The sequence below is a fragment of the Streptomyces sp. NPDC048606 genome (genome assembly GCF_040650855.1).
Taxonomy (GTDB): domain Bacteria; phylum Actinomycetota; class Actinomycetes; order Streptomycetales; family Streptomycetaceae; genus Streptomyces.
Map to the genome: position 1 here is coordinate 67,695 of NZ_JBEZIB010000034.1, position 24,776 is coordinate 92,470.

At 73.9% G+C, this 24,776-nt stretch carries 17 protein-coding genes, 3 tRNA genes and 1 pseudogene; 11 read left to right on the top strand and 10 right to left on the bottom strand.

Translation table 11 applies throughout. The features are described 5' to 3' along the window. Positions 1–359 precede the first annotated feature (359 nt). Positions 360–1,739, top strand: a complete 1,380-nt coding sequence (locus AB0D01_RS30565) for a carboxyl transferase domain-containing protein (RefSeq protein WP_363060906.1) — start codon at positions 360–362, stop codon at positions 1,737–1,739. Here AB0D01_RS30565 and AB0D01_RS30570 read toward each other — a convergent pair. Both AB0D01_RS30570 and AB0D01_RS30575 read right to left on the bottom strand, forming a co-directional pair. Then, a complete protein-coding gene (locus AB0D01_RS30570) occupies positions 1,736–2,800 on the bottom strand; it encodes an esterase-like activity of phytase family protein (RefSeq protein WP_363060908.1) in 1,065 nt (354 codons plus the stop codon). The two genes, AB0D01_RS30565 and AB0D01_RS30570, sit on opposite strands and share 4 nt — an antisense overlap. Before the next feature lie 209 nt (positions 2,801–3,009). Then, on the bottom strand, positions 3,010–4,269 hold the full coding sequence (locus tag AB0D01_RS30575; protein ID WP_363060910.1) for an MFS transporter: 1,260 nt from the start codon (positions 4,267–4,269) through the stop codon (positions 3,010–3,012). A gap of 219 nt (positions 4,270–4,488) precedes the next feature. On the opposite strand from AB0D01_RS30575, the gene AB0D01_RS30580 reads away from it, so the two are divergent. Continuing rightward, entirely contained in the window at positions 4,489–5,676 is a 1,188-nt protein-coding gene (locus AB0D01_RS30580) for a glutamate--cysteine ligase (RefSeq protein ID WP_363060912.1), read from the top strand. Positions 5,677–5,824: 148 nt separating this feature from the next. Here AB0D01_RS30580 and AB0D01_RS30585 read toward each other — a convergent pair. The 3 genes from AB0D01_RS30585 to AB0D01_RS30595 all read right to left on the bottom strand — a co-directional run bounded on the left by AB0D01_RS30585 (position 5,825) and on the right by AB0D01_RS30595 (position 6,232). After that, a tRNA-Ile gene (locus tag AB0D01_RS30585) sits at positions 5,825–5,898 on the bottom strand. 183 nt (positions 5,899–6,081) lie between these two features. Then, positions 6,082–6,154, bottom strand: a tRNA-Asn gene (locus tag AB0D01_RS30590). A gap of 5 nt (positions 6,155–6,159) precedes the next feature. Further along, positions 6,160–6,232: transfer RNA gene (locus AB0D01_RS30595), tRNA-Asn, on the bottom strand. Positions 6,233–6,377: 145 nt separating this feature from the next. Here AB0D01_RS30595 and AB0D01_RS30600 point away from each other — a divergent pair. The 4 genes from AB0D01_RS30600 (at position 6,378) to AB0D01_RS30615 (ending at position 12,063) form a co-directional block, all read left to right on the top strand. Further along, on the top strand, positions 6,378–6,686 hold the full coding sequence (locus tag AB0D01_RS30600) for a YtxH domain-containing protein (RefSeq protein WP_363060914.1): 309 nt from the start codon (positions 6,378–6,380) through the stop codon (positions 6,684–6,686). 53 nt (positions 6,687–6,739) lie between these two features. Then, positions 6,740–8,203 (top strand): FGGY family carbohydrate kinase, encoded by a 1,464-nt coding sequence (locus AB0D01_RS30605; RefSeq protein WP_363060916.1) that lies wholly within the window; start codon positions 6,740–6,742, stop codon positions 8,201–8,203. A gap of 207 nt (positions 8,204–8,410) precedes the next feature. Then, positions 8,411–10,144 carry an ABC transporter ATP-binding protein gene (locus tag AB0D01_RS30610; RefSeq protein ID WP_363060918.1) on the top strand — a complete coding sequence of 578 codons (1,734 nt, stop codon included), beginning with the start codon at positions 8,411–8,413 and terminating at the stop codon, positions 10,142–10,144. Then, complete coding sequence (locus tag AB0D01_RS30615) at positions 10,141–12,063, top strand: ABC transporter ATP-binding protein (RefSeq protein WP_363060920.1); 1,923 nt, start codon at positions 10,141–10,143, stop codon at positions 12,061–12,063. Before AB0D01_RS30610 ends, AB0D01_RS30615 begins: the two co-directional genes overlap by 4 nt. Before the next feature lie 133 nt (positions 12,064–12,196). Here AB0D01_RS30615 and AB0D01_RS30620 read toward each other — a convergent pair whose 3' ends face one another. Continuing rightward, positions 12,197–13,378: an RNA polymerase sigma factor gene (locus tag AB0D01_RS30620; RefSeq protein WP_363060922.1), complete on the bottom strand. Its 1,182-nt coding sequence runs from the start codon at positions 13,376–13,378 to the stop codon at positions 12,197–12,199. A gap of 174 nt (positions 13,379–13,552) precedes the next feature. Between AB0D01_RS30620 and AB0D01_RS30625 the strand changes: the two genes are divergently transcribed. Continuing rightward, on the top strand, positions 13,553–14,176 hold the full coding sequence (locus AB0D01_RS30625) for a hypothetical protein (protein ID WP_363060924.1): 624 nt from the start codon (positions 13,553–13,555) through the stop codon (positions 14,174–14,176). A 52-nt stretch (positions 14,177–14,228) separates the two neighbouring features. On the opposite strand, the gene AB0D01_RS30630 is transcribed toward AB0D01_RS30625, so the two are convergent. The 3 genes from AB0D01_RS30630 to AB0D01_RS30640 all read right to left on the bottom strand — a co-directional run bounded on the left by AB0D01_RS30630 (position 14,229) and on the right by AB0D01_RS30640 (position 18,266). Beyond that, on the bottom strand, positions 14,229–16,322 hold the full coding sequence (locus AB0D01_RS30630) for a molybdopterin oxidoreductase family protein (protein WP_363060926.1): 2,094 nt from the start codon (positions 16,320–16,322) through the stop codon (positions 14,229–14,231). Between the two features lie 400 nt (positions 16,323–16,722). Next, a complete protein-coding gene (locus AB0D01_RS30635; RefSeq protein ID WP_363060968.1) occupies positions 16,723–17,487 on the bottom strand; it encodes a glucose 1-dehydrogenase in 765 nt (254 codons plus the stop codon). Between the two features lie 71 nt (positions 17,488–17,558). Next, positions 17,559–18,266 carry an ElyC/SanA/YdcF family protein gene (locus AB0D01_RS30640; protein WP_363060928.1) on the bottom strand — a complete coding sequence of 236 codons (708 nt, stop codon included), beginning with the start codon at positions 18,264–18,266 and terminating at the stop codon, positions 17,559–17,561. 220 nt (positions 18,267–18,486) lie between these two features. Here AB0D01_RS30640 and AB0D01_RS30645 point away from each other — a divergent pair. The 4 genes and pseudogenes from AB0D01_RS30645 (at position 18,487) to dnaG (ending at position 24,096) form a co-directional block, all read left to right on the top strand. Then, positions 18,487–19,415, top strand: a pseudogene (locus AB0D01_RS30645) (sirohydrochlorin chelatase). Between the two features lie 57 nt (positions 19,416–19,472). After that, the gene (locus tag AB0D01_RS30650) at positions 19,473–20,789 is read left to right on the top strand and encodes a deoxyguanosinetriphosphate triphosphohydrolase (protein ID WP_363060930.1); all 1,317 of its coding nucleotides are present in this window, start codon (positions 19,473–19,475) and stop codon (positions 20,787–20,789) included. 93 nt (positions 20,790–20,882) lie between these two features. After that, positions 20,883–22,157 (top strand): FAD-dependent oxidoreductase, encoded by a 1,275-nt coding sequence (locus AB0D01_RS30655; protein ID WP_363060932.1) that lies wholly within the window; start codon positions 20,883–20,885, stop codon positions 22,155–22,157. Between the two features lie 34 nt (positions 22,158–22,191). Further along, a complete protein-coding gene (gene dnaG, locus AB0D01_RS30660) occupies positions 22,192–24,096 on the top strand; it encodes a DNA primase (RefSeq protein WP_363060934.1) in 1,905 nt (634 codons plus the stop codon). A 171-nt stretch (positions 24,097–24,267) separates the two neighbouring features. Here the strand turns inward: dnaG and AB0D01_RS30665 are convergent, their stop codons facing one another. After that, positions 24,268–24,735, bottom strand: a complete 468-nt coding sequence (locus AB0D01_RS30665; protein WP_363060936.1) for a gamma-glutamylcyclotransferase family protein — start codon at positions 24,733–24,735, stop codon at positions 24,268–24,270. Positions 24,736–24,776: the final 41 nt, after the last annotated feature.

The following is a 24,776-nucleotide window of genomic DNA, read 5'->3' on the forward strand; positions in this document are numbered from 1 at the left end:
CGCGACCGCAACGGGACCCGCACCGGGAACCGGACCGCCCCGGCCGGGGCCCGGGGGTGCGCCCGCACAGCCCGGCACCGCTCCCACCCGGGGACCCCGACCCGGAACCCCTCCCACCGCGGCCGGGATCGCGCCCCGACGGGCCGCGGACTTCCCGGCCGTGCCCCCCCCGGGGGTGCGCCCGCACGGCCCGGATCGGATCCCGCCCCGGAACCCCGACCGCCCGGGCCCCGGGTGCGCCCGCCGCGCCCCGGCGGGGACCCCGGCGCGGGATCCCCGCCCGGCTCCCGGGCCCGGGTGTCTTGTGGATCACGCCACGGCCCCGGCCCGAACCGTCCGTCACCACCTAGTGTGTGGGCGTGACGACCCGCCTCTCGGCCCGCGCGGCCATCGCCTCCTTCACCGACCCCGGCAGCTTCGTCGAACTCCCCGCGCCACCACGGGAGTCACCGGACGACGGCCCCCTCGGCTGGACGGGCTACGACGCCTCCCGCGCCCGGGCCACCGCGCGCACCGGTGAGACCGAGTCCGTCGTCACCGGTACCGCCCTCATCGGGGGCCGCCCGGCCGCGGTGATCTCCTTCGAGTTCGGCTTCCTCGGCGGCTCGCTCGGGCAGCGCACCGGAGACCGGCTCGAAGCCGCGTACACCCACGCTCGGGAACGCCGCCTGCCGCTCGTGTCCCTCATCGCCACCGGCGGGTCCCGGATGCAGGAGGGGATGCTCGCGCTGTCCCAGCTCCAGCGCGTCGCCCGGCAGGGCGTGCTGACCCGCGCCGCCGGGCTGCCGCAGATCGCCGTGCTGCGCGACCCCACCACCGGCGGCGGTTGGGCCACCCTCGGCGCCGGCGCCGACGTGGTGCTGGCGCTGCCCGGTGCGCAGGTCGGCTTCGCCGGGTCCCGGGTGCGGCCCGCCGACGCCGACCCGGCCGCCTACACCGCCGAGGGCCAGTACGCGGCCGGGCACGTCGACGCCGTCGTGCCCGCACCGGAGCTGTCCGGCGTCCTCGCCGACTGGCTGCGGGTGTTGGCCGCGCCCCGCCCGACCGCTCCGGTCGACCCCCCGGCCGCGCCGGCCGACGTGGCGCCCCCCGCGACCGGCTGGGAGGCCGTCCTCCAGGCCCGCCACCCCGACCGGCCGCACGCCGAGGCCTACCTGGACGCCTGGTTCGAGCTGCGCCTGCCGCTGTCCGGAGACCGCGCCGGCGGCGTCGACCCGGGCATGCTGTGCGGGCTCGGGCTGCACGAGGGGCGGGCCGTGGCGTACGCCGCCCAGTGCGGCACCGCCACCCGCCCGGCCGGCTACCGTACGGCCGCGCGCGTCATCCGCCTCGCCGACCGGCTCGGTATCCCGGTGCTCACCCTGGTGGACACCCCCGGCGCGGCCAACGACGCCGCGGCCGAGCACGCGGGCGCGGGCGCGGCCATCGCCGACACCTTCGCGGCGGTCGCGGCGGCCGGCGTCCCGGTGACCACCCTGCTCATCGGCGAGGGCGGCTCCGGCGGCGCCCTCGCCCTCGCCGCGCCCGGGAACACCTGGGTGACCCCGGACAGCTACTTCTCGGTCATCGCCCCGGAACTGGCGGCGGCCATCCTCAAGCGCCCCGCCGAGGAGGCCCCCGCCACCGCCGACCAGCTCCGCGTCCGCCCCCAGGACCTGGTGGCCCTGGGGGTGGCCCGCGGCGTCGTGACCCCGACGGCTGCGCCGCCGCAGCAGCAACAGGAGCAGCAGGAGGGCTAGAAGCGGCGCGGCAGCTTCACGTCCACCGCGTACAGGCGGGTGATCTGCTGCGGGAACTCGTTGTCGTCGCTGGCCAGCAGGAGCCGGATCCGCCCGGATCCCCCGTCCCGCGTCACGACCATGGCCTCGACGTTGTCGACGAGGGGGTGGTTCTGCGGCAGCTTCGAGGGGGCGCCCAGCGTCGGGCAGTCGTTCAGGTCGCCGATCGGCGTCTTGCGCGCGACCCGCAGGCGCGGGCCCTCGGTCAGGGTCTCCACCTTCGAGGTGTCGCTCGCGCCCAGGGGGTCGGCGACGTACAGCCGTACCGTGATCGCGAACTCCCGGGTGAAGCCGCGCTCCAGCACGATCAGCCGGCCGTCGCGGGTCGGGGCGAGTTCGACCAGGCCGTGGCCCGGGTCCACGGGGTAGGCGTACTGCCGGCCGAGGGTGAACTCCCCGTTCGCGCGCCGCTCCCAGGTCTGGATCCGCTGGAGGGTGCGGCCCCGCGCGTCCTTGCCGTCCCCGGCCAGGGGGCCCTCCACCCCGGCGACCAGGGTGCGGCCTCCGGGCAGCAGGGTCAGCGATTCGAAGGTCTGGTTCGGCGTGGCCCGCCCCGGGGCGGTCGTGGCGAACGCCGGCGGGACGGGCAGTGTCGCCAGCACCCGGCCGTCGCGGGCGTGGCGCCGGATCGCGGGGGCCGTCTCGTCGGTGACGAGGTAGGTGCCGTCGCGGTCGACGACCAAGCCCTCGGAGTCGAGGACCCGTCCGGCGCCGTCGCTCAACGGCAGGCGGGCGCGGGCCGTGGCCGTCGGGGCGTCCCCGCGGGCGACGTCCAGCCGGTACAGGGCCGACTTGTCGGAGACGGCGGCCACCGTGCCGTCCCGGTCGAGGGCGAGCCCGGAGAGGCCCCCGACGAGCTTCCCGTCGAGCACGGCCTTGTCGAGCGCGTCGGAGTACCCGCGCACGGACAGGTGGGGCGAGCAGGCCCGGTCGTCCTGGGGGGCCGCGACGGCCGGCGGCGCGAGCGCGCCGGCGAGGGCCGCGGTGGCCACCGCGGCGCTGAGGAGCGTACGAAGACGCATGGAGGTGTTCTCCCGGAGGGTTCGGCGGGGGCGCGGACGGGCGCGGACAGTACTGCCGAACTGTCATATGGCTGATCGAAACCAAACGGAAGACGCGGCAACAACACCGCAAAGAACCCGCCGACTCCCGTTCACATCCGGCCCGTCCGCGGGATCCGCGCCCGCCCGGCCACCCGGCCGCCCGGCCGGGGCCCGGGCTGCCCCCGCCCTCAGGCCTGCGGGGAGCGGGCGTCGTAGCGGGCGAAGTTCCGCCAGCGCGCGGCGAGCAGGACCACCACCAGCACGCACGCCAGACCTCCGCCGGTGATGGCCACGGCCGGGGAGGTGAGGTCGGCGGCGGTCCCGGCGAGGAAGTCGCCGAGTCGGGGACCGCCCGCGACGACCACGATGAACACGCCCTGGAGCCGACCCCGCATGCCGTCCGGGGTGGCCGTCTGGAGCATCGTCGTACGGAACACCATCGAGACGGTGTCCGCGCACCCGGCGACGGCCAGGAAGAACAGCCCGAGCCAGAGGTTGCGCGTCAGCCCGAAGACGGCGATGGCCAGCCCCCAGGCGGCGACGGACAGCAGGATCGCCAGCCCGTGCCGGTGGACGCGGCCCTGCCAGCCGGAGAACAGGCCGCCCAGCAGCGCCCCCACGGCGGGCGCGGCCACCAGCAGGCCGACGGTGCGCGCGTCACCGCCGTACCAGAGCACGGCGACGGCCGGGAACAGCGCCCGCGGGTGGGCCAGCACCATGGCGGCCAGGTCGGAGAAGAACGTCATCCGGATGTTGGGCCGGGTCCCGAGGAAGCGCAGCCCGTCCAGCACCGAGGCCCGCCCCTGCCGCGCCCCGCCCTCGGGCAGCATCGAGGGCAGCCGCCACATGGCGTACAGGGCGGCGGCGAAGGTGACCGCGTCGATCAGGTACGCCGCCTGGTAGCCCCACCAGCCGACGATCAGCCCGCCGAGGACGGGGCCCGCCATCGTCCCGGAGGTCATGGTGACGGAGTTCAACGCGTTGGCCGCGGGCAGCTGCTCGGCGGGCAGCAGGCGCGGGATCATCGCCGAGCGGGCCGGTCCGGCCAGGGCCCCGCACAGGGCCTGGAGGGCGACGACCGCATAGAGGAGCCAGACCCGGTGGTAGTCGAGGAGGGCGGCCGCCGCCAGGGCCACGGAGAGCGCGGTGAGGCCCAGCGAGCTGTACAGGCCGAGCTTGCGCCGGTCCACGCTGTCGGCGATGGCGCCGCCGTAGAGACCGAAGGCCACGAGCGGGACCAGGGAGAACAGCCCGACGAGGCCGACCGCGAAATTGGATCCGGTGATGTCGTAGACCTGGAGCGAGATGGCGAGCGCCGTCATCGCCTGGCCCGTCCACGAGACCGTGCCGCCGATCCACAACCGCCGGTAGTCCGCGGAGGTGCGCAGGGGCGTCAGGTCGGCGAGTATGCGGCGCCGCGGGCGGGAGGGGGTCGTCGTACCGGTCACAGCGGATGATAACCACCGCCCGCTCGAAGGCCCCTGGGGTCGAGGGGGGGACGTTCACACACACCCGCAACGTCCTCCCCACCCGAATCCACGGCCCCAGAGCGGTGTCCCCCTTGCCGCTAACCCGCCACTATCACCGGACATTTGACCGAATCGACGTACCCTTCCGGCCTCCCGTTCAGCTCATGATGAAAAGACTCGTATGTCCAGGGAGGCGTAGTGATCGAACCTGGCAACAGCACCACGAGCACCAGCGACACCGGCCGCACGGGCCACCTGAACCACGGCCCGCGCACCGCCGCCGGCGTCACCACACCCCTCACCGTCGGGGTGGAGGAGGAGTTCCTCCTCGTCGACGTCGACACCCTGCGGGTGGTCCCCGCCGCACCCCGCGTCCTCGCCACCGCCGCCGGGCTCCCCCAACAGCTGCACGCCGAGGGCACCCGGTACCAGGTGGAGATCTCGACCCCGGTCGCCGACTCCTCGGCCACCCTCCGCGAGGAGCTGGCCGCCCTGCGGCGCGCCCTCGCCGCGGCGGCCCGCGAGCACGGCTGCCGCCTGCTGGCCGCGCCCTCGCCCGTCGTGGCGGTGCAGGGGCCCCTGCACCTGACCGACGACGAACCGCGCCAGCGCGAGCAGCACCGCCGCTTCGGCGCCCTGACCGACACCCTGGTCAGCTGCGGCCGACACATCCACATCGGCACCCTCGACGTGGACACGGCGGTCGCGGTCTCCAACCGGGTCAGACCATGGCTGCCCACGCTGATCGCGCTGGCCGCCAACTCCCCCTTCTGGGGCGGCCGCGACACCGGCCACGCCAGTTGGCGGGCGATGGCCTGGTCGGGCTGGCCCTCCGCGGGCCCGCCCCCGCACTTCACGTCCACGGCGCACTTCCGGCGCTCGGTGCAGACCCTGCTCGGCTCCGGGGCGGCCCTGGACACCAAGATGGTCTACTGGGACCTCCGCCCGTCCGGGAACTGGCCCACGCTCGAGATCCGGGCCCCCGACATGTCCCCGGACATCGACACGGCCGTGCTCCAGGCGGAGCTGGCCCGCGCCCTGGTCGCGACGGCCCTGCGCGAGATCGCGGAGCAGCGCCCCGATCCGCCGGTACGGGACGACGTGCTGCGCCTCGCGCGCTGGCGGGCGGCGCACGACGGCCTGGAGGGGTTCGGGCTGGACCCGTACACGGGCGCCGAACTCCCTGCGGCCGACCTCGCGGAAGGCCTCCTCGACCTGGTGGCCCCGGCCCTGGCCGCCGCCGGCGACCTCGACCACGCGGCCAAGACCCTGGGCGGGCTGCTGCGCGACGGCTCGGGCGCCGCGCGCCAACGCGCGGCCTACGCGCGCCGCGAGGACCTGACGGACGTGCTGCGCCACCTGGTGGAGGAGACGGAGAAGTCCTAGCCCGCGCGGGGTCCCCGACCGGGGCGGGCCCGACGGGGACCCCGCCGGCGGGAAACCCTCGCCGACGGCCGGGGGTGAGGACGGCCACACCCGGCCCCGCAAACGCCGAAGCCGCAGGTGCAATCGTTTCTGCACCTGCGGCTTGCGGTGGGGCGGGTGGGACTCGAACCCACGGCCGACGGATTATGAGTCCGCTGCTCTAACCGGCTGAGCTACCGCCCCTTTACGGCGTGGCGCGTACATGTGTGCGCGCCGTCTGCCGCAGCATAGCCGCTCATACGATCTCCTGCCTCGGTTGCCTCGCATGATCGGCCGCGCCTGTTCAGTGAGACCGCGCTGAAGGCTGCCCGGTTCCCGGATCAGGGCAAAAAGAAAGAGGACCCTCCCGGGCCCTCTCCTTTTCTGCTCCCCCGACTGGACTCGAACCAGTAACCTGCCGGTTAACAGCCGGCTGCTCTGCCAATTGAGCTACAGGGGACCGAGCTCCCCCGACTGGACTCGAACCAGTAACCTGCCGGTTAACAGCCGGCTGCTCTGCCAATTGAGCTACAGGGGAATGCTGCGGTGCATCGAACAGCCCACCTCCGGCCTTGCCGGGGGGCGAGCGCCCGTTGCGAGTCATAGATTAGCGCAAGCAGGGGGGTGCTCCGCCAATCGGTATCGACAGCCGGCCGGGCACCACACGACGAAGGGTGGCAGGCATGCGCTACAAGGTCGCTTTCGTGGTCGGACTGGCCCTCGGCTACGTGGTCGGGACCCGGGCCGGACGCGAGCGCTACGAGCAGATGAAGAAGTCCGCCCGGCAGATCGCGCAGAACCCCGCCGTGCGCAACGCGGCCGAGACCGCGGGGCAGACCGGGCTCCAGTACGCGGGCAAGGCCTTCGCCGCGGTCGGCGAGAAGGTGGGCGACGCGCTGCCCGACTCCCTGTCCGCCCGGGTGCGCGGATCGCGCTCGCGGACCGCCGGCGGCGGCGCCGGCGAGGACGAGTGGGGCACGAGCAACACCTGAGAGCCACTTCCGGACGGGTCGGATCCGGCCCGGCGTGCGGCAGAATTCTCCGCATGGGGATAGTCGCCGGGCTGGACAGCTCTTCCACCTTCACTCGCATCGTGGTCTGTGACACGGACACGGGCGCCGTGCTGCGCCAGGGCTACGCGCCCCATCCGCAGCCCGCCGGTGAGGCCGTCCCCCACGAGACCGATCCGCAGGGCTGGCTGCTCTCGCTCGGCGAGGCCGCCGGCGGCGGACTGCTGGAGGGCGTCCAGGCCATCGGCGTCTCCGCCCAGCAGCAGGGGGTGCTGCCGCTCGACACGCAGGGCGCCCTGGTGCGACCGGCCCTCGTCGGCAACGACCGGCGCGGCCAGGTCGCCGCCGCCGACCTGATCGAGGCGCTCGGCGGCCGGCAGGCCTGGGTCCAGGCCGTGGGCTCCGTACCGCACGCCGCGCAGCCGATCGCCAAGCTCGCCTGGATGGCCCGCAACGAGCCGGAGGCCGCCCGACGCGTGGCGGTCGTGCTCTCCCCGCACGACTGGCTCGTCTGGCAGCTCCTCGGCCGTCCCGCCCGCCGCACCACCGACCGGGCCGGCGCGTCCGGCACCGGGTACTGGTCGGCGGCCTCCGGCTCCTACCGCCCCGACCTGGTGGAGCTCGCGCTCGGGCACCAGGCGCTGCTGCCCGAGGTGCTCGCCCCGTGCGAGGCCGCCGGGATGACCCCCGAGGGGCTGCTGATCTCCGCCGGCACCGGCGAGACCCAGGCCGCCGCGCTCGGTCTGGGCATGGGGCCGGGGGACGCGGTGGTCTCGCTGGGCGCGTCCGGGTCGGTGATGGCCGTGCACCACGAGGCGCTGTCGGAGCCCGGCGGTCTGATCACCTCCCTCGCCGACGCGGGCGGCATGCACCTGCCGGTGGTGAACACCTCCAACGCCGTACGGGCCCTGCGCGGCACCGCCGACATGCTCGGCACCGACCTGGAGGGGCTGAGCGCGCTCGCGCTGAAGTCGACTCCGGGCGCGCACGGCCTCGTCCTGCTGCCGTACCTGGAGGGCGAGCGGACCCCGAACCTGCCGCACACCGCCGGCACCCTGTCGGGGCTGCGCCGGGACTCGATGAAGCCCGAGCACCTCGCGCGGGCCGCGTTCGAGGGCATGCTGTGCGGGCTGGTGGACGCCCTCGACGTGCTGCGGCACCGGGGCGTGCCGATCCGGCGGGTGTTCCTGCTGGGCGCGGCGGCCGAGCTGCCCGCCGTACAGGTGGCGGCTCCCGGTCTGTTCGGCACGCAGATCGTGGTGCCGGCGCCGGCGGACTACGCGGCGCTGGGCGCGGCCCGGCAGGCGGCGTGGGCGCTGGGCGTGCAGCACGGCACGCTGGCCCCGCACACCCCGCCGGTGTGGCCCGCTCCGGCGGCGCAGGTGTTCGAGCCGGGCGAGGACTTCCCGGCGTGGCAGGCCGTGCGGCAGCAGTACGTCACCACGCGCGAGCAGCTGCACCCGGGCGCGTTCGCGGGCGCGTTCTCGCCGTCGTACTGAGCCGTCGTACCGATCCGACGTACCGATCCGTCGGCGGGGCCCCGGCCCTCGTCGGCGGGAGCACCGGAGCCGGTAGGGCCCCTGGGACCAAGGTCTCGGGGGCCCTCCTCCTTTTGACCGGCCTTTGCGAAAACCGGTGGGGTCGGGACCCGCGGTTGGCCGAAGATGGACCGAACCCCCTCGAATCATGCCGACCGGAGCCTGCGCGTGCTCATACGACTTCTGCGGACCCACCTCGGTCCGTACCGCAAACCCATCGCTCTGCTGGTGCTGCTGCAACTGCTGCAGACCAGTGCGAGCCTCTACCTGCCGACCCTGAACGCGGACATCATCGACACCGGCGTCGTCAACGGCGACACCGGCTACATCCTGCGCTTCGGCGCCCTGATGCTGGGCGTCTCGCTCCTCCAGCTCGTGTGCAACACCGGGGCCGTGTACTACGGCGCCCGTACCGCCGCCGCCCTCGGCCGGGACGTGCGCGCCTCGGTCTTCGACCGGGTGCAGAGCTTCTCCGCGCGGGAGCTGGGCCAGTTCGGCGCCCCCTCGTTGATCACCCGTACGACGAACGACGTCCAGCAGGTCCAGATGCTGGTGCTGATGACCTTCACCATGATGGTCTCGGCGCCGATCATGTGCGTCGGCGGCATCGCGATGGCCCTGTCGCTCGACGTGAGCCTGTCGAGCGTGCTGCTGGCCGTGGTGCCCGTGCTGGGCATCGCCGTCGGCGCGATCGTGTACCGGACCCGGCCGCTGTTCCGGCAGATGCAGGAGCGGCTCGACGTCGTGAACCGGGTGCTGCGCGAGCAGATCACCGGCAACCGGGTGATCCGCGCGTTCGTCCGCGACACGTACGAGGAGGAGCGCTTCCGCACCGCCAACTCCGAGCTGACGGACGTCTCCCTGGCCTCCGGCAGGCTGCTGGCGCTGATGTTCCCGACGGTGATCGTGGTCGTGAACATCTCCAGCGTGGCCGTCATCTGGTTCGGCGCGATGCGCGTCGACAGCGGGGACATGGAGATCGGCCAGCTGACGGCCTTCCTGGCCTACCTGATGCAGATCGTGATGGCCGTGATGATGGCCACCTTCATGTTCATGATGGTGCCGCGCGCCGAGGTCTGCGCCGAGCGCATCCAGGAGGTCCTGGACACCGAGTCCAGCGTGGTCCCGCCGAGCGACCCGGTCCGTGAGCTGGGCCGGCGCGGCCTGCTGGAGCTGCGCGGCGCGGACTTCCGCTACCCGGGCGCCGAGGCGCCGGTGCTGCGCGGGATCGACCTGCTGGCCCGGCCCGGCGAGACCACCGCGGTGATCGGTTCCACGGGCAGCGGAAAGTCCACGCTGCTGGGTCTGGTGCCCCGCCTGTTCGACGCGACCGACGGCTCGGTGCTGGTGGACGGTGAGGACGTGCGCCGGATCGACCCCGAGCTGTTGGCGAAGACGGTCGGGATGGTCCCGCAGAAGCCGTACCTGTTCTCCGGAACCGTCGCCTCCAACCTGCGCTACGGGCGCCCGGACGCCACGGACGAGGAGCTGTGGCAGGCCCTGGAGGTGGCGCAGGCGAAGGAGTTCGTGTCCGCGCTGGACGGCGGGCTGGAGGCGCCGATCACGCAGGGCGGTACGAACGTCTCCGGCGGCCAGCGCCAGCGGCTCGCGATCGCCCGCACGCTCGTGCAGCGTCCGGAGATCTACCTGTTCGACGACTCGTTCTCGGCCCTGGACTACGCGACGGACGCGGCGCTGCGCGCGGCGCTGGCCGAGGAGACCCGGGAGGCGACGGTGGTGATCGTGGCGCAGCGGGTGTCCACGATCCGCGACGCCGACCGGATCGTCGTGCTCGACGAGGGTCAGGTGGTGGGCGAGGGGCGCCACCACGAGCTGATGGCCGGCAATGAGACCTATCGGGAGATCGTGCTCTCCCAGCTGACGGAGGCGGAGGCCGCATGAGCGGGCCCGGAGGACGGATGATGATGGGGCCGGGTCAGCGGTCCCTGGACTTCAAGGGGTCGGGCAAGCGGCTCCTGGGTCAGCTCGCGCAGGACAAGGCGAAGCTGTGGGGCATGGTCGCGGCCGTGTTCGGCAGCGTGGCCTGTTCGGTCGTGGGCCCGAAGATCCTGGGCGAGGCCACCGACCTGGTGTTCGCGGGGATCGTCGGCCGCGAGATGCCGGCGGGGCTGACCAAGCAGCAGGCGCTGGACGGGCTGCGGGCGCGGGGCGAGGACGGCGCCGCGGACATGCTGTCGGGTACGGACTTCACCCCGGGGCAGGGCATCGACTTCGGCGCCGTCGGGGTCGTCGCGCTGTGGGCGTTGGCGGTGTTCGTGCTGGCGGGGCTGCTGATGCTGGTGGCGACGCGGCTGTCGAACCACGTGATGAACGGCACCGTGTTCCGGATGCGCGAGGAGCTCCAGGCGAAGCTGTCGCGGCTGCCGCTGTCGTACTTCGACCAGCAGAAGCGCGGCGAGGTGCTGAGCCGGGCGACGAACGACATCGACAACATCGGGCAGACGCTCCAGCAGACGCTGGGGCAGCTGATCAACTCGCTGCTGACGATCGTCGGCGTCCTGGCGATGATGTTCTGGATCTCGCCGCTGCTGGCGCTGGTGGCGCTGGTGACCGTGCCGGTGTCGGTGGTCGTCGCGTCGCGGATCGGCAAGAAGTCGCAGCCGCACTTCGTGGCGCAGTGGAAGAGCACGGGCTCGCTGAACGCCCACATCGAGGAGATGTACTCCGGCCACACGCTGGTGAAGGTGTTCGGGCGGCAGAAGGAGTCGGCGGCGCTGTTCGCCGAGCAGAACGAGGCGCTGTACCGGTCTTCCTTCAAGGCGCAGTTGGTCAGCGGGATCATGCAGCCCGTGATGATGTTCATCTCGAACATCAACTACGTGCTGATCGCGGTGGTCGGTGGTCTGCGGGTGGCCTCGGGCACGCTGTCGATCGGTGACGTGCAGGCCTTCATCCAGTACTCGCGGCAGTTCTCGATGCCGCTGACGCAGGTGGCCTCGATGGCGAACCTGGTGCAGTCCGGTGTCGCCTCGGCGGAACGGGTCTACGAGCTGCTGGACGCGGACGAGCAGGAGCCGGACGTCGAGGTCCCGGAGCGGCCGGCCGAGCTGCGCGGGCGGGTCACGCTCGACAAGGTGGCCTTCCGCTACGAGCCCGACAAGCCGCTGATCGAGAACCTGTCGCTGGACGTGGAGCCGGGCCAGACGGTCGCGATCGTCGGCCCGACGGGCGCCGGCAAGACCACGCTGGTCAACCTGCTGATGCGGTTCTACGAGGTCACGGGCGGGGAGATAGCCCTGGACGGCGTGGACATCGCGAAGATGACCCGCGCGCAGCTGCGCGGCGGGATCGGGATGGTCCTCCAGGACACCTGGCTGTTCGGCGGGACCATCGCGGAGAACATCGCGTACGGGGCCGCGCGGGAGGTGACGCGGGCCGAGATCGAGGAGGCCGCGCGGGCGGCGCACGCGGACCGGTTCGTGCGCACCCTGCCCGACGGCTACGACACGGTGCTGGACGACGAGGGCGCCGGGGTCAGCGCGGGCGAGAAGCAGCTGATCACCATCGCGCGGGCGTTCCTGTCGGACCCGGTGATCCTGGTGCTCGACGAGGCGACCAGCTCCGTCGACACCCGCACCGAGGTGCTGATCCAGAAGGCGATGGCCCGGCTCGCGCACGGGCGCACGTCGTTCGTGATCGCGCACCGGTTGTCGACGATCCGGGACGCCGACGTGATCCTGGTGATGGAGAGCGGATCGATCGTGGAGCAGGGGACGCACGAGGAGCTGCTGTCCTCGGGCGGTGCCTACTCCCGGCTGTACGCGGCGCAGTTCGCGCAGGCGGTGGTCGAGGTCGACTGACCGCCCGGCTCGCGGACCGGTCGGGGATCGGTCCGGGAGCGGTCGTGGACGGGTCGTGACGGTCGTGGACCGGGAGAGGGGCGTCCTTCGGGGCGCCCCTCTCCCGTGTCCCGTGCCCGTCCGGGCGCGCGGGTCAGTCGAGGTAGCCGCGCAGTTGGTCGGCGAAGGCGTGGTCGCGCAGTTTGTTGAGGGTCTTGGACTCGATCTGGCGGATCCGTTCGCGGGTGACGCCGAAGATCCGGCCGATCTCCTCCAGGGTGCGCGGGCGGCCGTCGGCGAGCCCGTAGCGGAGCTGGACGACCTTGCGTTCGCGCTCGCCGAGGGTGGAGAGCACGGCCTCCAGGTGCTCGCGGAGCAGGAAGAACGCGGCGGATTCGACGGGCGAGGCGGCGTCGCCGTCCTCGATCAGGTCTCCGAGCGCCACGTCGTCCTCCTCGCCGACCGGGGCGTGCAGGGAGACCGGTTCCTGGGCGAGGCGGAGCACCTCCAGGACGCGTTCGGGGGTCAGTTCGAGGTGGACGGCGACCTCTTCGGCCGTGGGTTCGTAGCCGCGTTCCTGGAGCATGCGGCGCTGGACGCGGACGACGCGGTTGATCAGTTCGACGACGTGGACGGGCACGCGGATGGTGCGGGCCTGGTCGGCGAGGGCCCGGGACATCGCCTGCCGGATCCACCAGGTGGCGTAGGTGGAGAACTTGTAGCCGCGGGCGTAGTCGAACTTCTCGACGGCCCGGATGAGTCCGAGGTTCCCCTCCTGGACCAGGTCGAGCATGGTCAGGCCGCGGCCGACGTAGCGCTTGGCGACGGAGACGACGAGGCGCAGGTTCGACTCGATGAGCCGGCGCTTGGCCATCCGGCCCAGGACGACGAGCCGGTCGAGGTCGAGGGCGAGCCGGGAGTCCAGGTCGGGGGTGTTGCCGAGCTTCTCCTCGGCGAAGAGTCCCGCCTCCACGCGGCGCGCGAGGTCCACTTCCTCGGCGGCGGTGAGCAGCGGGATCCTGCCTATCTCGCGCAGGTACTGGCGGAAGAGGTCGGCGGAGGGGCCCGATCCGCCGGTGTCGTCCCGGGTGCGGGAGCGGGGTCCGGGTCGTTCGGGCTCGATCAGTTCGAGGACCTCGGGTTCGTCCGGCTCGGTCTCGTGCGGCTCGGTCTCGTCCGGCGCCGCCCCGTCCCGGACCGTCCCGTCGGGGACCGCCTCGTCCCGCACCGTCTCGTCCACCGGTTCGTCCCTCGCCTCGGACTCGGGGACGCCGACCGCGGCGGGCGCGTCGGCGGCGGGGCGGCTCACGTTCACGGTCAGGGTCTGGGTCTGCACGAGGGCGACCTCCAGGGCTCCGAGGACGGGGGCACCGCACCTCAGTGTGGGGTAAGACACATCGCCGCCACGAGGGGTGTGCGAGCACTTTCTGAGTCCGGTGCGTGACCGGATGGTTACCCCCCGGCGGCAACCCCGATGCGGATCGGACGCATGTCCGAGATGATCGACATCATGTCTTCGCACGGAACCTACGAAACGCACGTGACGGTCCGCTGCCCGGACGCGCGGGAGTTGGCCCGGCTCGAATCCTGGGCCGACGCGCGGGAGTTGAGGGTCACCCACCCCCGACAGACCCGCGGTCGTCCCTCCTGCCAACCGATGCTGACGCTGCCCGACCGCACGGGGCACGAGCGGCTGGTGCCCCAGTTACGGGCGGCCGGCTTCCACCCGATCAGGGTCAAGATCGAGACGGTGCCCTGGACCACGGACCTGCCCGGCCCGGGCGGCGGGTACTACGAGCACCACCTGAGACTGCTGCTGCCGGACGCGTACGACCACGGGGCGCTGGAGGCGCTGGTGGTCCCGCACGGGGCGCACCTGTCCGCGCACTCCCGGCGGGCCCCGTCCGGGACGCCGGACGGCCAGGAACGTTTCGTCACCCAGCGCTGCCGGGGCTCGGCCTCGCGGGCGACGGCCGCCTGCGACACCCTCATCGCGGAGCTGGTGGAGGCGGGGTACGAGATCGGCTCGGAGGAGAGGGAGTTCGTGCTCTACGACAGCGACCTGTCGGTGGAGGAGCTGTGGACCGGGGGGCGGGACGACGGGCGGGGCGACGGGCGGGCCCCGACCGGCTGAGCCCGACGACCGTCCGGGCCCGACGGCCGCGCGCGGGGCGGGCCCCGCGCCCTCAGGCGGGCTCGACCCGGACCGCGCACACCTTGAACTCCGGCATCCGGGACACCGGGTCCAGGGCGTCGTTGGTGAGGCTGTTGGCGCGCCCCTCCCCCGGCCAGTGGAAGGGCATGAAGACCGTGTCGGCGCGGATCGCGTCGGTGATCCGGGCCGGCGCCACCGCGCGCCCCCGGCGGGAGGTGACGGCGAGCGGAGCTCCGTCGTCGACCCCGAGGCGGGCCGCGAGCCGGGGGTGCAGTTCCACGAAGGGTCCCGGGGCCGCGGCGTTGAGCTCGTCCACCCGTCGGGTCTGCGCACCGGACTGGTACTGGGCGACGACCCGGCCGGTGGTGAGCAGCAGCGGGTAGTCGGCGTCGGGGGTCTCGGCGGCGTCGCGGTGCGAGACGGGCACGAAGCGGGCCCGGCCGTCATCGGTCGCGAAGCGGTCCAGGAAGAGGCGGGGCGTGCCCTCGGAGCCGGTCGGGCAGGGCCAGAAGACACCCTGCTCGGCCTCCACGCGGGCGTAGGAGATGCCGGAGTAGTCGGCCGGTCCGCCCGCGGAGGCGCGGCGCAGTTCCTCGAAGACCTCCTCGGGGTCGGTGGGGAAGCCCTTCTCCACGCCCAGGCGGGAGGCGAGCCCGTGCAGCACGTCCAGGTCGCTCCGCACGCCGGGTGGCGGGGTCAGGGCGCGGCGGCGCAGCAGGACCCTGCCCTCCAGGTTGGTGGTGGTGCCGGTCTCCTCCGCCCACTGGGTGACGGGCAGGACCACGTCCGCGAGCGCGGCGGTCTCGGAGAGGACCACGTCGGCGACGGCGAGGAAGTCCAGGGAGCGGACGCGTTCCTCGACGTGGGCGGCGCGGGGGGCGGAGACCACCGGGTTGGAGCCCATGAGGAGCAGGGCCCGTACGTCGGTGCCCAGGGCGTCGAGGAGTTCGTAGGCGCTGCGGCCGGGTCCGGGCAGGCCGGCGGGGTCGACGCCCCAGACGCCGGCGACGTGGGCGCGGGCGGCGGGGTCGGTGAGCTTGCGGTAGCCGGGGAGCTGGTCGGCCTTCTGGCCGTGTTCGCGGCCGCCCTGGCCGTTGCCCTGGCCGGTGAGGCAGCCGTAGCCGGAGAGGGGGCGTCCGGCGCGGCCGGTGGCGAGGCACAGGTTGATCCACGCGCCGACGGTGTCGGTGCCCTTGGACTGCTGCTCGGGGCCGCGCGCGGTGAGGACCATCGCGGACTCGGGGGCGCAGAACAGCTCCACGGCGCGGCGCAGCCGGGGTACCGGGACGCCGGTCAGGCGCTCCACCAGCTCGGGCCAGTGGGCCATGGCGGCCGCGCGGGCTTCCTCCCAGCCGGTGGTGCGGGTGGCGATGAACTCCGTGTCGGTGCGGCCCTCGGCGACCACGAGGTGCAGCAGGCCGAGGGCGAGGGCCAGGTCGGTGCCGGGGCGGGGGGCCAGGTGCAGGTCGGCCTGTTCGGCGGTGCGGGTGCGGCGGGGGTCGACGACGATCAGGGTGCCGCCGTTCGCCTTGAGCTCGGTGAGGAAGCGCAGGGCGGGGGGCATCGTTTCGGCCAGGTTGGAGCCGACGAGGATCACGCAGCCGGTGCGCGGGACGTCCTCCAGGGGGAAGGGCAGGCCGCGGTCGAGGCCGAAGGCCCGTTGGTGCGCGGCGGCGGCCGAGGACATGCAGAAGCGGCCGTTGTAGTCGATCTGCGAGGTGCGCAGGGCGACCCGGGCGAACTTGCCGAGGGCGTACGCCTTCTCGTTGGTCAGTCCGCCGCCGCCGAACACGCCGACGGCGTCGGGCCCGTGGACGCGGGCGGTGCGGGCGAGGCCGGCGGCCACGGCGTCGAGGGCCTCCTCCCAGCCGGCCGCTACGAGCGGCCCGCCGGCGTGGGTGCGCACGAGCGGCTCGGTCAGGCGCACGCGGGAGGAGAGCACGGCGGGCGCGGTGCGTCCCTTGCCGCACAGCGCGCCCCGGTTGACGGGGAACTCCGTCCGCTCCTCGACCGTGACGCCCGTACCGTCCGGCGCGGGGCGCAGGTTCATCCCGCACTGGAGCGCGCAGTACGGGCAGTGCGTGGCGGTGACGCCGGGGGCGGGGGCGGAGTGCGGGGTGGGCATGCGTCCAGCGTGCGACGCGGGTGTTACGCGGGCCGCGCCGGCGCGTTACGGCCAGGGGTGCGCGACCTCAGCACGCCCACCCCCGCCCGGTGAGGCCCCACCCCACCCCACCCCGCGCCGCGCCGGCCCGGCCCGCCCGTCGGGCGGGGCACCCCCGCGGAGCGGCCGCGTCCGGCCGTCGCCGAGGGTGGCGCCGGCCCCGGTCCGGGGGCGCGGCGCCCGCTGCCCGGGGCCGACCTCGGCCGACGCCATGCGCGAGACCATGCGCCGGCGCCGCGGTGGCGCGGGGGCGGTGGCTCGGCCCGGCGGCGAGGGCCCGGCGCTCGGGCCCGGTGGCACGGCCCGGTGGCGCGGCCCGGCGCTCGGGCCCGGTGGCTCGGGCCCGGTGGCGCGGGGCGGGTCACTGCCCCGTGAGGTGCCGTACCGTCAGGCCCGCCGTCCAGCCGCCGTCCACGGCGAGCTCCGCTCCCGTCACGTACCCGGCGGCGTCGGAGAGCAGGAAGGCGACGGCGGCGGCTATCTCCTCGGGCACCGCGACGCGTCCCAGCGGGGCGCCGGGGTAGTTGCCCTCGCCGGTCCGGATCCCGACCGGGGCGGTCATCGGGGTCAGTGTCATCCCGGGGTGGACCGAGTTGACCCGGATGCCCGCCTCGGCGAGCTCGACCGCCCCGATCTTCGACAGCCCGCGCACCCCCCACTTGGAGGCGCCGTACCCGGCGGTGAGGGCGAGCCCGGTGAGACCGGCGGCGGAGGAGATGTTGACGATCGACCCGCCGCCGTTCGCCCGCAGCAGCGGGATCGCGGTCTTGATCCCGATGAAGACGCCCACCAGGTTGATCTCGACCACCCGGCGGAAGTGCTCGACGCTCTCGTCCTCCAACAGCCGGCCGGTGGCGACGCCCGCGTTGTTCACGAGGCCGTCGATCCGCCCGAACTCCGCCACGGCGTGGGCGAGGGCGGCGTCCCAGTCGGCCTCGCTCGTCACGTCGTGTCGCAGGAAGCGGGCCGCTTCCCCGAGTTCGGCGGCCGTCTTCGCGCCCTCCGCCTCCAGCACGTCGGTGATCAGCACCCGGCCGCCCCCGTCGACGACGGCCCGCGCGGCCGCCGCGCCCAGTCCGCGGGCCCCTCCGGTGACGACGACGACCTTGCCGCTCAGATCCACCACAGCCACGGTTCCACACCCCTGCCACAGACACTTCGACATATGACTAATCGGCATACGCCGATCGCCGCGCGTCAGTGTGCCAGAGCCGCCAGCACCCGCGACACCCCCTCCTCCTTCGGTCCCAGGAACCGGGGGCTCGGCTCGAAGGCCGCGTCCAACGCCGCCTTGCCCGCCGCGAAGACCTCGCGGACGCCGCCGTAGTACCAGGTCGCGTCGTGCACGTCGGCGACACCAACCCCGAACGACTCCACGCCCGCCGCCTGGCACAGCGCGACGGCCCGGCGTATGTGGAAGCCCTGGCTGATCAGGATCGCCCGGTCCACCCCGAAGATCTCCCGCGCCCGTACGCAGGAGTCCCAGGTGTCGAACCCCGCGTGGTCACTGACGATCCGGTCCTGCGGCACCCCCCGCTCCCGGAGGTACGTCCGCATCGCGTCGGGCTCGTCGTACTCGACGCGGCTGTTGTCCCCGGTGACGAGGACGACCTTCACCCGGCCCGCGCGGTACAGCTCGACGGCCGCGTCCAGCCGGTCGGCCAGGTACGGGGTCGGCCGGCCGTTCCACAGCCCCGCCCCGAAGACCACCGCGACCTCCGCCGCCGGCGCGTCGGCGGTCGTGCGCAGCCGGTCCGCGGCCACCGCGTGCGTCCAGGCCGAGGGCAGCAGCGCCAGCACGCACCCCGCCATCACCAGCCGCACCGCCCGCCGGCGGGCCCGCACGCTCCGCGGCAGCCGGGGGCGCCACCACGCGCCGCCCCGCTTCCCCTCCGACTCCCCCATGACCCGTCCCCCCTCGCTCCCCGCCACGCACACCGCGCGACACCCGCACGCCCGACACCTCGACATCACACGCGCCCTTCGCACGGATTGACGAACCGGCCCCGACCCGCAGTTCCCCGCCCCCGGCCTTTCACCCGTACGAACGACCGAGTGAGCAGGAGGAAAAGACCCGTCACCCCACCGCAACGCCCCCGCAACCTGGCCCCCTCAGGATCGATCCATGACGGAGCCGGTGCACCCTCCCGAAGCCCCTTCCCCCGCCTTCCCCGCCCTCCCCTTCGGCAGCGCGGCCGAGCTGCTGACCCGGATAACCGACCAGCTCGGCACCCAGCTCAGCGGCCTGCGCCCGCCACGCGCCCGGCACCACGGAGCCCACCCATGCAGCCCACCCTCGTCGCCGTGGCACACGGCAGCCGCGACCCGCGCGCCCTCCCCGCCGTGCTCGCCCTCCTCGAACGCGTCCGCGAGCTGCGCCCGCGCCTCGACGTCCGCCTCGGACACGTCGAGCTGAACGCGCCCCTGCTCGCCGAGACCCTGGACGGCCTGTCCGCGGAGGCGGAGGCGGACGCCCGCACCGGCCGCCGACCGGACCGCGCCCCCGACGCGGTGCTCGTCCCCCTCCTCCTCGGGCGCGGCACCCACGTCAAGCGGGACCTCCCCGCCGGCGCCGCCCGGGCGGCCCGCCTGCGCACGCGGGTCGCGGCCCCCCTCGGCCCCCACCCGCTGCTCGTCGAGGCCCTCTTCGAGCGCCTCCTGGAGGCCGGTTGGACCCCGGGCACCGCGGTTGTCCTGGCCGCCGCCGGATCCCGCGACCCCGACTCCGCGGCCGACACCCGGCAGGCCGCCGCCCTGCTGTCCGAACGCCTCGGCGGGGTCGCGGTGCTCCCCGGCTACGCCTCCGCGGCGACGCCCGGCGTACCGGAGGCGGTGCGCGCGCTGCGCGCCGCCGGCCACCACCGGGTCGCGGTGGCCTCGTACTTCACGGCGCCGGGCCGGTTCGCCACCGCCTGCGCCGCCGCCTCACCGGGGCCCGCCTCCGCCCCGCTCGGCGCCCACCCGGCCCTGGCCCGCCTCGTCCTGCGCCGCTACGACGAGGCCCTGGCCCGGATCCGCAACCCGCGTGTACCGGCCGTCGCCGCCCTCGCGTAGCCGACCGGACAGCTCCCGGTCGCCCGGAATGTCGGCGGCTGCGGTTACCGTCGGAGCATGGAAGGCACCCCGCACGCTCCCGCCTACGACTCCTACGACCCGGCCGCCACCGAGCGGTTCGCCGCCGAGCCCGACAAACGGCCCGGCCGCACCGCCTTCCAGCGGGACCGCGCCCGCGTGCTGCACTCCGCCGCGCTGCGCCGCCTCTCCGGGAAGACCCAGGTCGTCACCCCGGGCACCCGCTCCTACGACTGGGACGCGAGCCCCCGCACCCGACTGACGCACTCCCTGGAGTGCGCCCAGGTCGGACGGGAGCTCGGCGCGGCCCTCGGCTGCGATCCCGACCTGGTCGAGGCGGCCTGCCTCTCCCACGACATGGGCCACCCGCCCTTCGGGCACAACGGCGAGGAGGCGCTCAACGAGTTCGCCGCCGACTGCGGCGGCTTCGAGGGCAACGCCCAGTCGCTGCGCCTGCTGACCCGGCTGGAGCCCAAGCGGTTCGTCCCGGACCCGGCGACCGGCTCCCTGGTCAGCGTCGGCCTCAACCTCACCCGCGCCAGTCTGGACGCCGCCACCAAGTACCCGTGGGCGCGCGGCGGGCACCCCACGGACCCCGGCTCGGTCAAGTTCGGCGCCTACGAGGACGACCTGCCCGTCTTCGAGTGGCTGCGGCGGGGGGCGCCCGCCGACCGCAAGTGCTTCGAGGCCCAGGTCATGGACTGGTCGGACGACGTGGCGTACTCCGTGCACGACTTCGAGGACGGCCTGCACGCCGGGCACATCGACCCCAACCTGCTGTTCGCCGAGCCGGAGCTCAGCGCCATCTGGCAGGTCGCCATCGGCCGCTACGTACCCGCCGACACCGACCCCGAGGAGCTGCGCGAGGCGCTCGACCGGCTGATGGAGGAGGAGTGGTGGCCGCACGGCTACGACGGCTCCGCCGTGGCCCAGGCCCGCCTGAAGGACGCCACCAGCCAGCTGATCGGCCGGTTCTGCCTGGCGGCGGAGAGCGCCACCCGCGAGGCGTTCGGTTTTGGCCCCCTCACCCGGTACACCGCCGAGCTCGTGGTCCCGCGCGCGGCCCGCAACGAGTGCGCCGTCCTGAAGGCCGTCGCCGACCTGTACGTCATGCAGCGCGACGAGCAGGAGCGGTTGCGCGCCGACCAGCGCGTGGTCCTGGCCGAATTGGCCGAGGCGCTCAGTGCCCGCGCGCCCGAGGGGCTGGACCCGCAGTTCCGGGCGATCTTCGACGCCGCGCCGGACGACCGGGCCGCGAAACGCGCGGTCATCGACCAGATCGCCTCCCTCACCGACGCCTCCGCCCGCTCGCTGCACGCCCGCCTCACCCGACGCCCGCGACGCGCCGAAGGGTGAGCCGATCGGGCCACTCCCCCTTCACGCGGCAGGCTGGGTGCGGGACGCTCGCATGTGGTCGCATGTGGCGGAGAGGTTATGAGGAGGCATCAGGTGGTCGACGCACACCAGACGTTCATCATCGTCGGCGCGGGGCTGGCCGGGGCGAAGGCAGCCGAAACCCTGAGGTCCGAGGGGTTCACCGGCCGGGTCATCCTGATCGGCGACGAGCGCGACCATCCGTACGAGCGCCCGCCGCTGTCCAAGGGCTACCTGGTGGGCAAGGAGGACCGGGACAGCGTCTTCGTCCACAAGCCGTCCTGGTACGCGAGCGCCGACATCGAACTGCACCTGGGGCAGCCGGCCGTCCACCTGGACCGTGACGCCAAGACGGTCCGGCTGGGCGACGGCACCCTGCTGCACTACGACAAGCTGCTGTTGGCCACCGGCGCCGAACCGCGCCGGCTGGACATCCCCGGCACGGGCCTGGCCGGGGTCCACCACCTGCGCCGGCTCGCCCACGCCGAGCTGCTGCGCAAGGCCCTGACCTCGCTGGGCCGCGACAACGGCCACCTGCTGATCGCGGGAGCCGGCTGGATCGGCCTGGAGGTCGCCGCCGCGGCCCGCGGCTACGGCGCGGAGGTCACCGTCGTCGAGCCGGAGGCCGGCCCCCTGCACACGGTGCTCGGCCCGGAGGTCGGCCGGCTCTTCACCGACCTGCACACCGAGCACGGGGTGCGCTTCCACTTCGGCGCCCGGCTGACGGAGATCATCGGGCAGGACGGCATGGTGCTGGCGGCCCGTACGGACGACGGGGAGGAGCACCCGGCGCACGCGGTGCTCGCCGCGATCGGGGCGGCCCCGCGCACCGCCCTCGCCGAGACCTCCGGGCTGGCCCTGGTCGACCGGGAGCACGGCGGCGGCATCGCCGTGGACGCCTCGCTGCGCACCTCCGACCCGGACGTGTTCGCCGTCGGGGACGTGGCGGCGGCCCACCACCCGACCCTCGGGACCCGGCTGCGGGTCGAACACTGGGCCAACGCCCTGAACGGCGGACCGGCCGCCGCGCGGGCCATGCTGGGGCGGGAGGTCTCGTACGACCGGGTCCCGTACTTCTTCTCCGACCAGTACGACGTGGGCCTGGAGTACTCCGGGCACGCCCCGGCGGGCGGCTACGACCAGGTGCTGATCCGGGGTGACGTGGCCAAGCGCGAGTTCATCGCCTTCTGGCTGTCGGACGGCCGGGTCCTGGCGGGAATGAACGTGAACGTGTGGGACGTCACCGAGCAGATCCAGGCCCTGATCAGGTCGAAGACCCCGGTGGACCGGGAAAAGCTGGCGGATCCCTCCGTTCCGCTTTCGGCGTTGGTGCCGGCTGAGGGGGCCTGACGGGTTTGTCGGCGCCCGGCCGTAGAATTCACGCGTGGCAGGACGGATCAACGACGACGACGTGAAGGCGGTACGGGACGCGGTCCCGATCGACGCCGTGGTCTCGGAGTACCTCCAGCTGCGCAACGCCGGCGGCGGCAACCTCAAGGGCCTGTGCCCCTTCCACGACGAGAAGTCCCCGTCCTTCCAGGTCAGCCCCAGCAAGGGCTTCTACCACTGCTTCGGCTGCCAGGCGGGCGGGGACACCCTCGACTTCATCATGAAGATCGACCACCTCTCCTTCTCGGAGGCGGTCGAGCGCCTGGCCGGTCAGGCCGGCATCACCCTGCGGTACGAGGAGGGCGGCTACACCGCCGGCACCAGCGGCCGCGGCGAGCGGATCCGCCTGGTCGAGGCCCACAAGGCCGCCGCCCTCTTCTACGCCGACCAGCTCGGCGGCGCCGAGGCCGAGATCGCCCGCCGCTTCCTGGCCGAACGCGGCTTCGACCAGGCCGCGGCCAACCACTTCGGGGTCGGCTACAGCCCGGCCGGCTGGGACCACCTCACCCGGTTCCTGCGCGGCAAGGGCTTCTCCGACAAGGAGCTGATCCTCTCCGGCCTGGCCCAGGACAGCCGCAGCGGCAAGCCCATCGACCGCTTCCGCGGGCGGCTCATGTGGCCGATCCGGGACATCAGCGGCGAGGTCGTCGGCTTCGGCGCGCGCAAACTGCGCGACGACGACAACGGCCCGAAGTACCTGAACACGCCCGAGACGGCGATCTACAAGAAGTCCCAGGTCCTGTACGGCATCGACCTGGCGAAGAAGGAGATCGCGAAGACCTCCCGCGCCGTGGTCGTCGAGGGCTACACCGACGTCATGGCCTGTCACCTGGCCGGCGTCACCACCGCCATCGCCACCTGCGGCACCGCCTTCGGCGGCGACCACATCAAGATCCTCCGCCGGCTGCTGATGGACAACGCGACCGCCGAGGTGATCTTCACCTTCGACGGTGACGCGGCCGGACAGAAGGCCGCGCTGCGGGCGTTCGAGGACGACCAGAAGTTCGCGGCGGAGACCTCCATCGCGATCACCCCCGGCGGCATGGACCCGTGCGACCTGCGTCTGGCGCAGGGGGACGCGGCCGTGTCCGGCCTGGTGGAGTCGCGCACCCCGCTGTTCGAGTTCGCCCTGCGGCACATCGTGGCCCGGCACAACCTGGAGAACCCGGCCGGCCGCGCCGCCGCGCTGGACGAGGCGGCGCCGGTCGTCGCGAACATCAAGAACATCGCCATCCAGCACGAGTCGGCCGTCCAGCTCGCGGGGATGCTCGGCATCCGCGACGAACAGTTCGTCGTCAAGCGCGTCGCGCAGCTGGCCCGCTGGGCCCGCGAGCGGGGCCGGCAGCCCGAGCAGCAGGGCCGGGGAGCCTCCCGCACCCCCGAAGCGGCCGCCGCCCCGCCGGCCGCGCCCGCCGGCGGCCCCGCGCTGAACCTGCGCAGCCCCGCCCACCGCACCGAGCGCGAACTGCTCAAGCTGGCGCTCCAGCGACCGGCCCTGGTCTCCCCGACCTTCGACGCGTACGGCATCGACGAGTTCACCGCCCCGCCCTACGCGGCGGTCCGCCAGGCCATCCAGGACGCGGGCGGCGCGGCCCAGGACACCGACGACTACCTGGTCCGCGTCCGCGCGGCCGCCCCGAACGACACCGTCCGCGCCCTGGTCACGGAGCTGGCGGTGGAGGCCATCCACGCCAAGACGGTGGACGAGGTGTACGCGGGGGTCCAGCTCGTCCAGGTCCGCCTGCGCGCCGTCGACCGCCGCGTCCACGAGATCCAGGGCACCATGTCCCGCCTCGGCCCCCAGGCCCCGCCCGAGCAGCACGCGGCGGTCCAGGAGGAGCTGTGGGTCCTCCAGCAGTACGGCCGCCGGCTGCGCAACCGCGGCGCCGAAGGGCTCTAGGGCCTGTCGTCAAAATCCCGTCTGCCCCGCAACGCCCGGCACGCGCTCTCGCCGCACCGGGCGAAAGACCGAGTACGTCCAGTACACGGGCTTCCGCCCGGCACGCCGAGAGCACGCACCGGACGCCACGGGGCCGCCCTCCGGGCGACGACGGGAGTTTGACGACAGGCCCTAGGGCCCGGGATTCGGGCCCGGCCGGTGGTGCCAGTCGCCGCCCGGGATCTCGGTGCCCGTGCGGGCGAGGCGTCGGGCCACGGGGGCTGCCGCCACGTAGACCCAGGCCCGCACCCGACTGCCGTCGGGGCGGACGGCCTCGCGCGCGACCCGGTCGTAGACGTTGTCCGACCGTTCCGGACCCGCGTACTCCTCCAGCAGGTCGAGGGCGACCAGCAGGTCCGCGTAGGCGCCCGGAGCGGCCGTGATCAGCTCCCCGGCTATCGCGGAGCCGGGCCGCTCGACGGCGTACGGGTAACCGGGGCCCTCGTAGAGCACCGCGTCCGGCAGCAGCGCGGGTTCCTCGACGGCCGTCCGGCCCCGCAGGAACAGGTCGTGGTTGACCTCGCCGGGCCGCAGGGTGCCGTAGACGAAGAACGGCAACACCTCGAACGCGCCGGATCCTGGCCGATCGGCCGATGTCACGGGGCCCTCCCTCGACGAAGACTGGACAGTCGCAGGTCGGG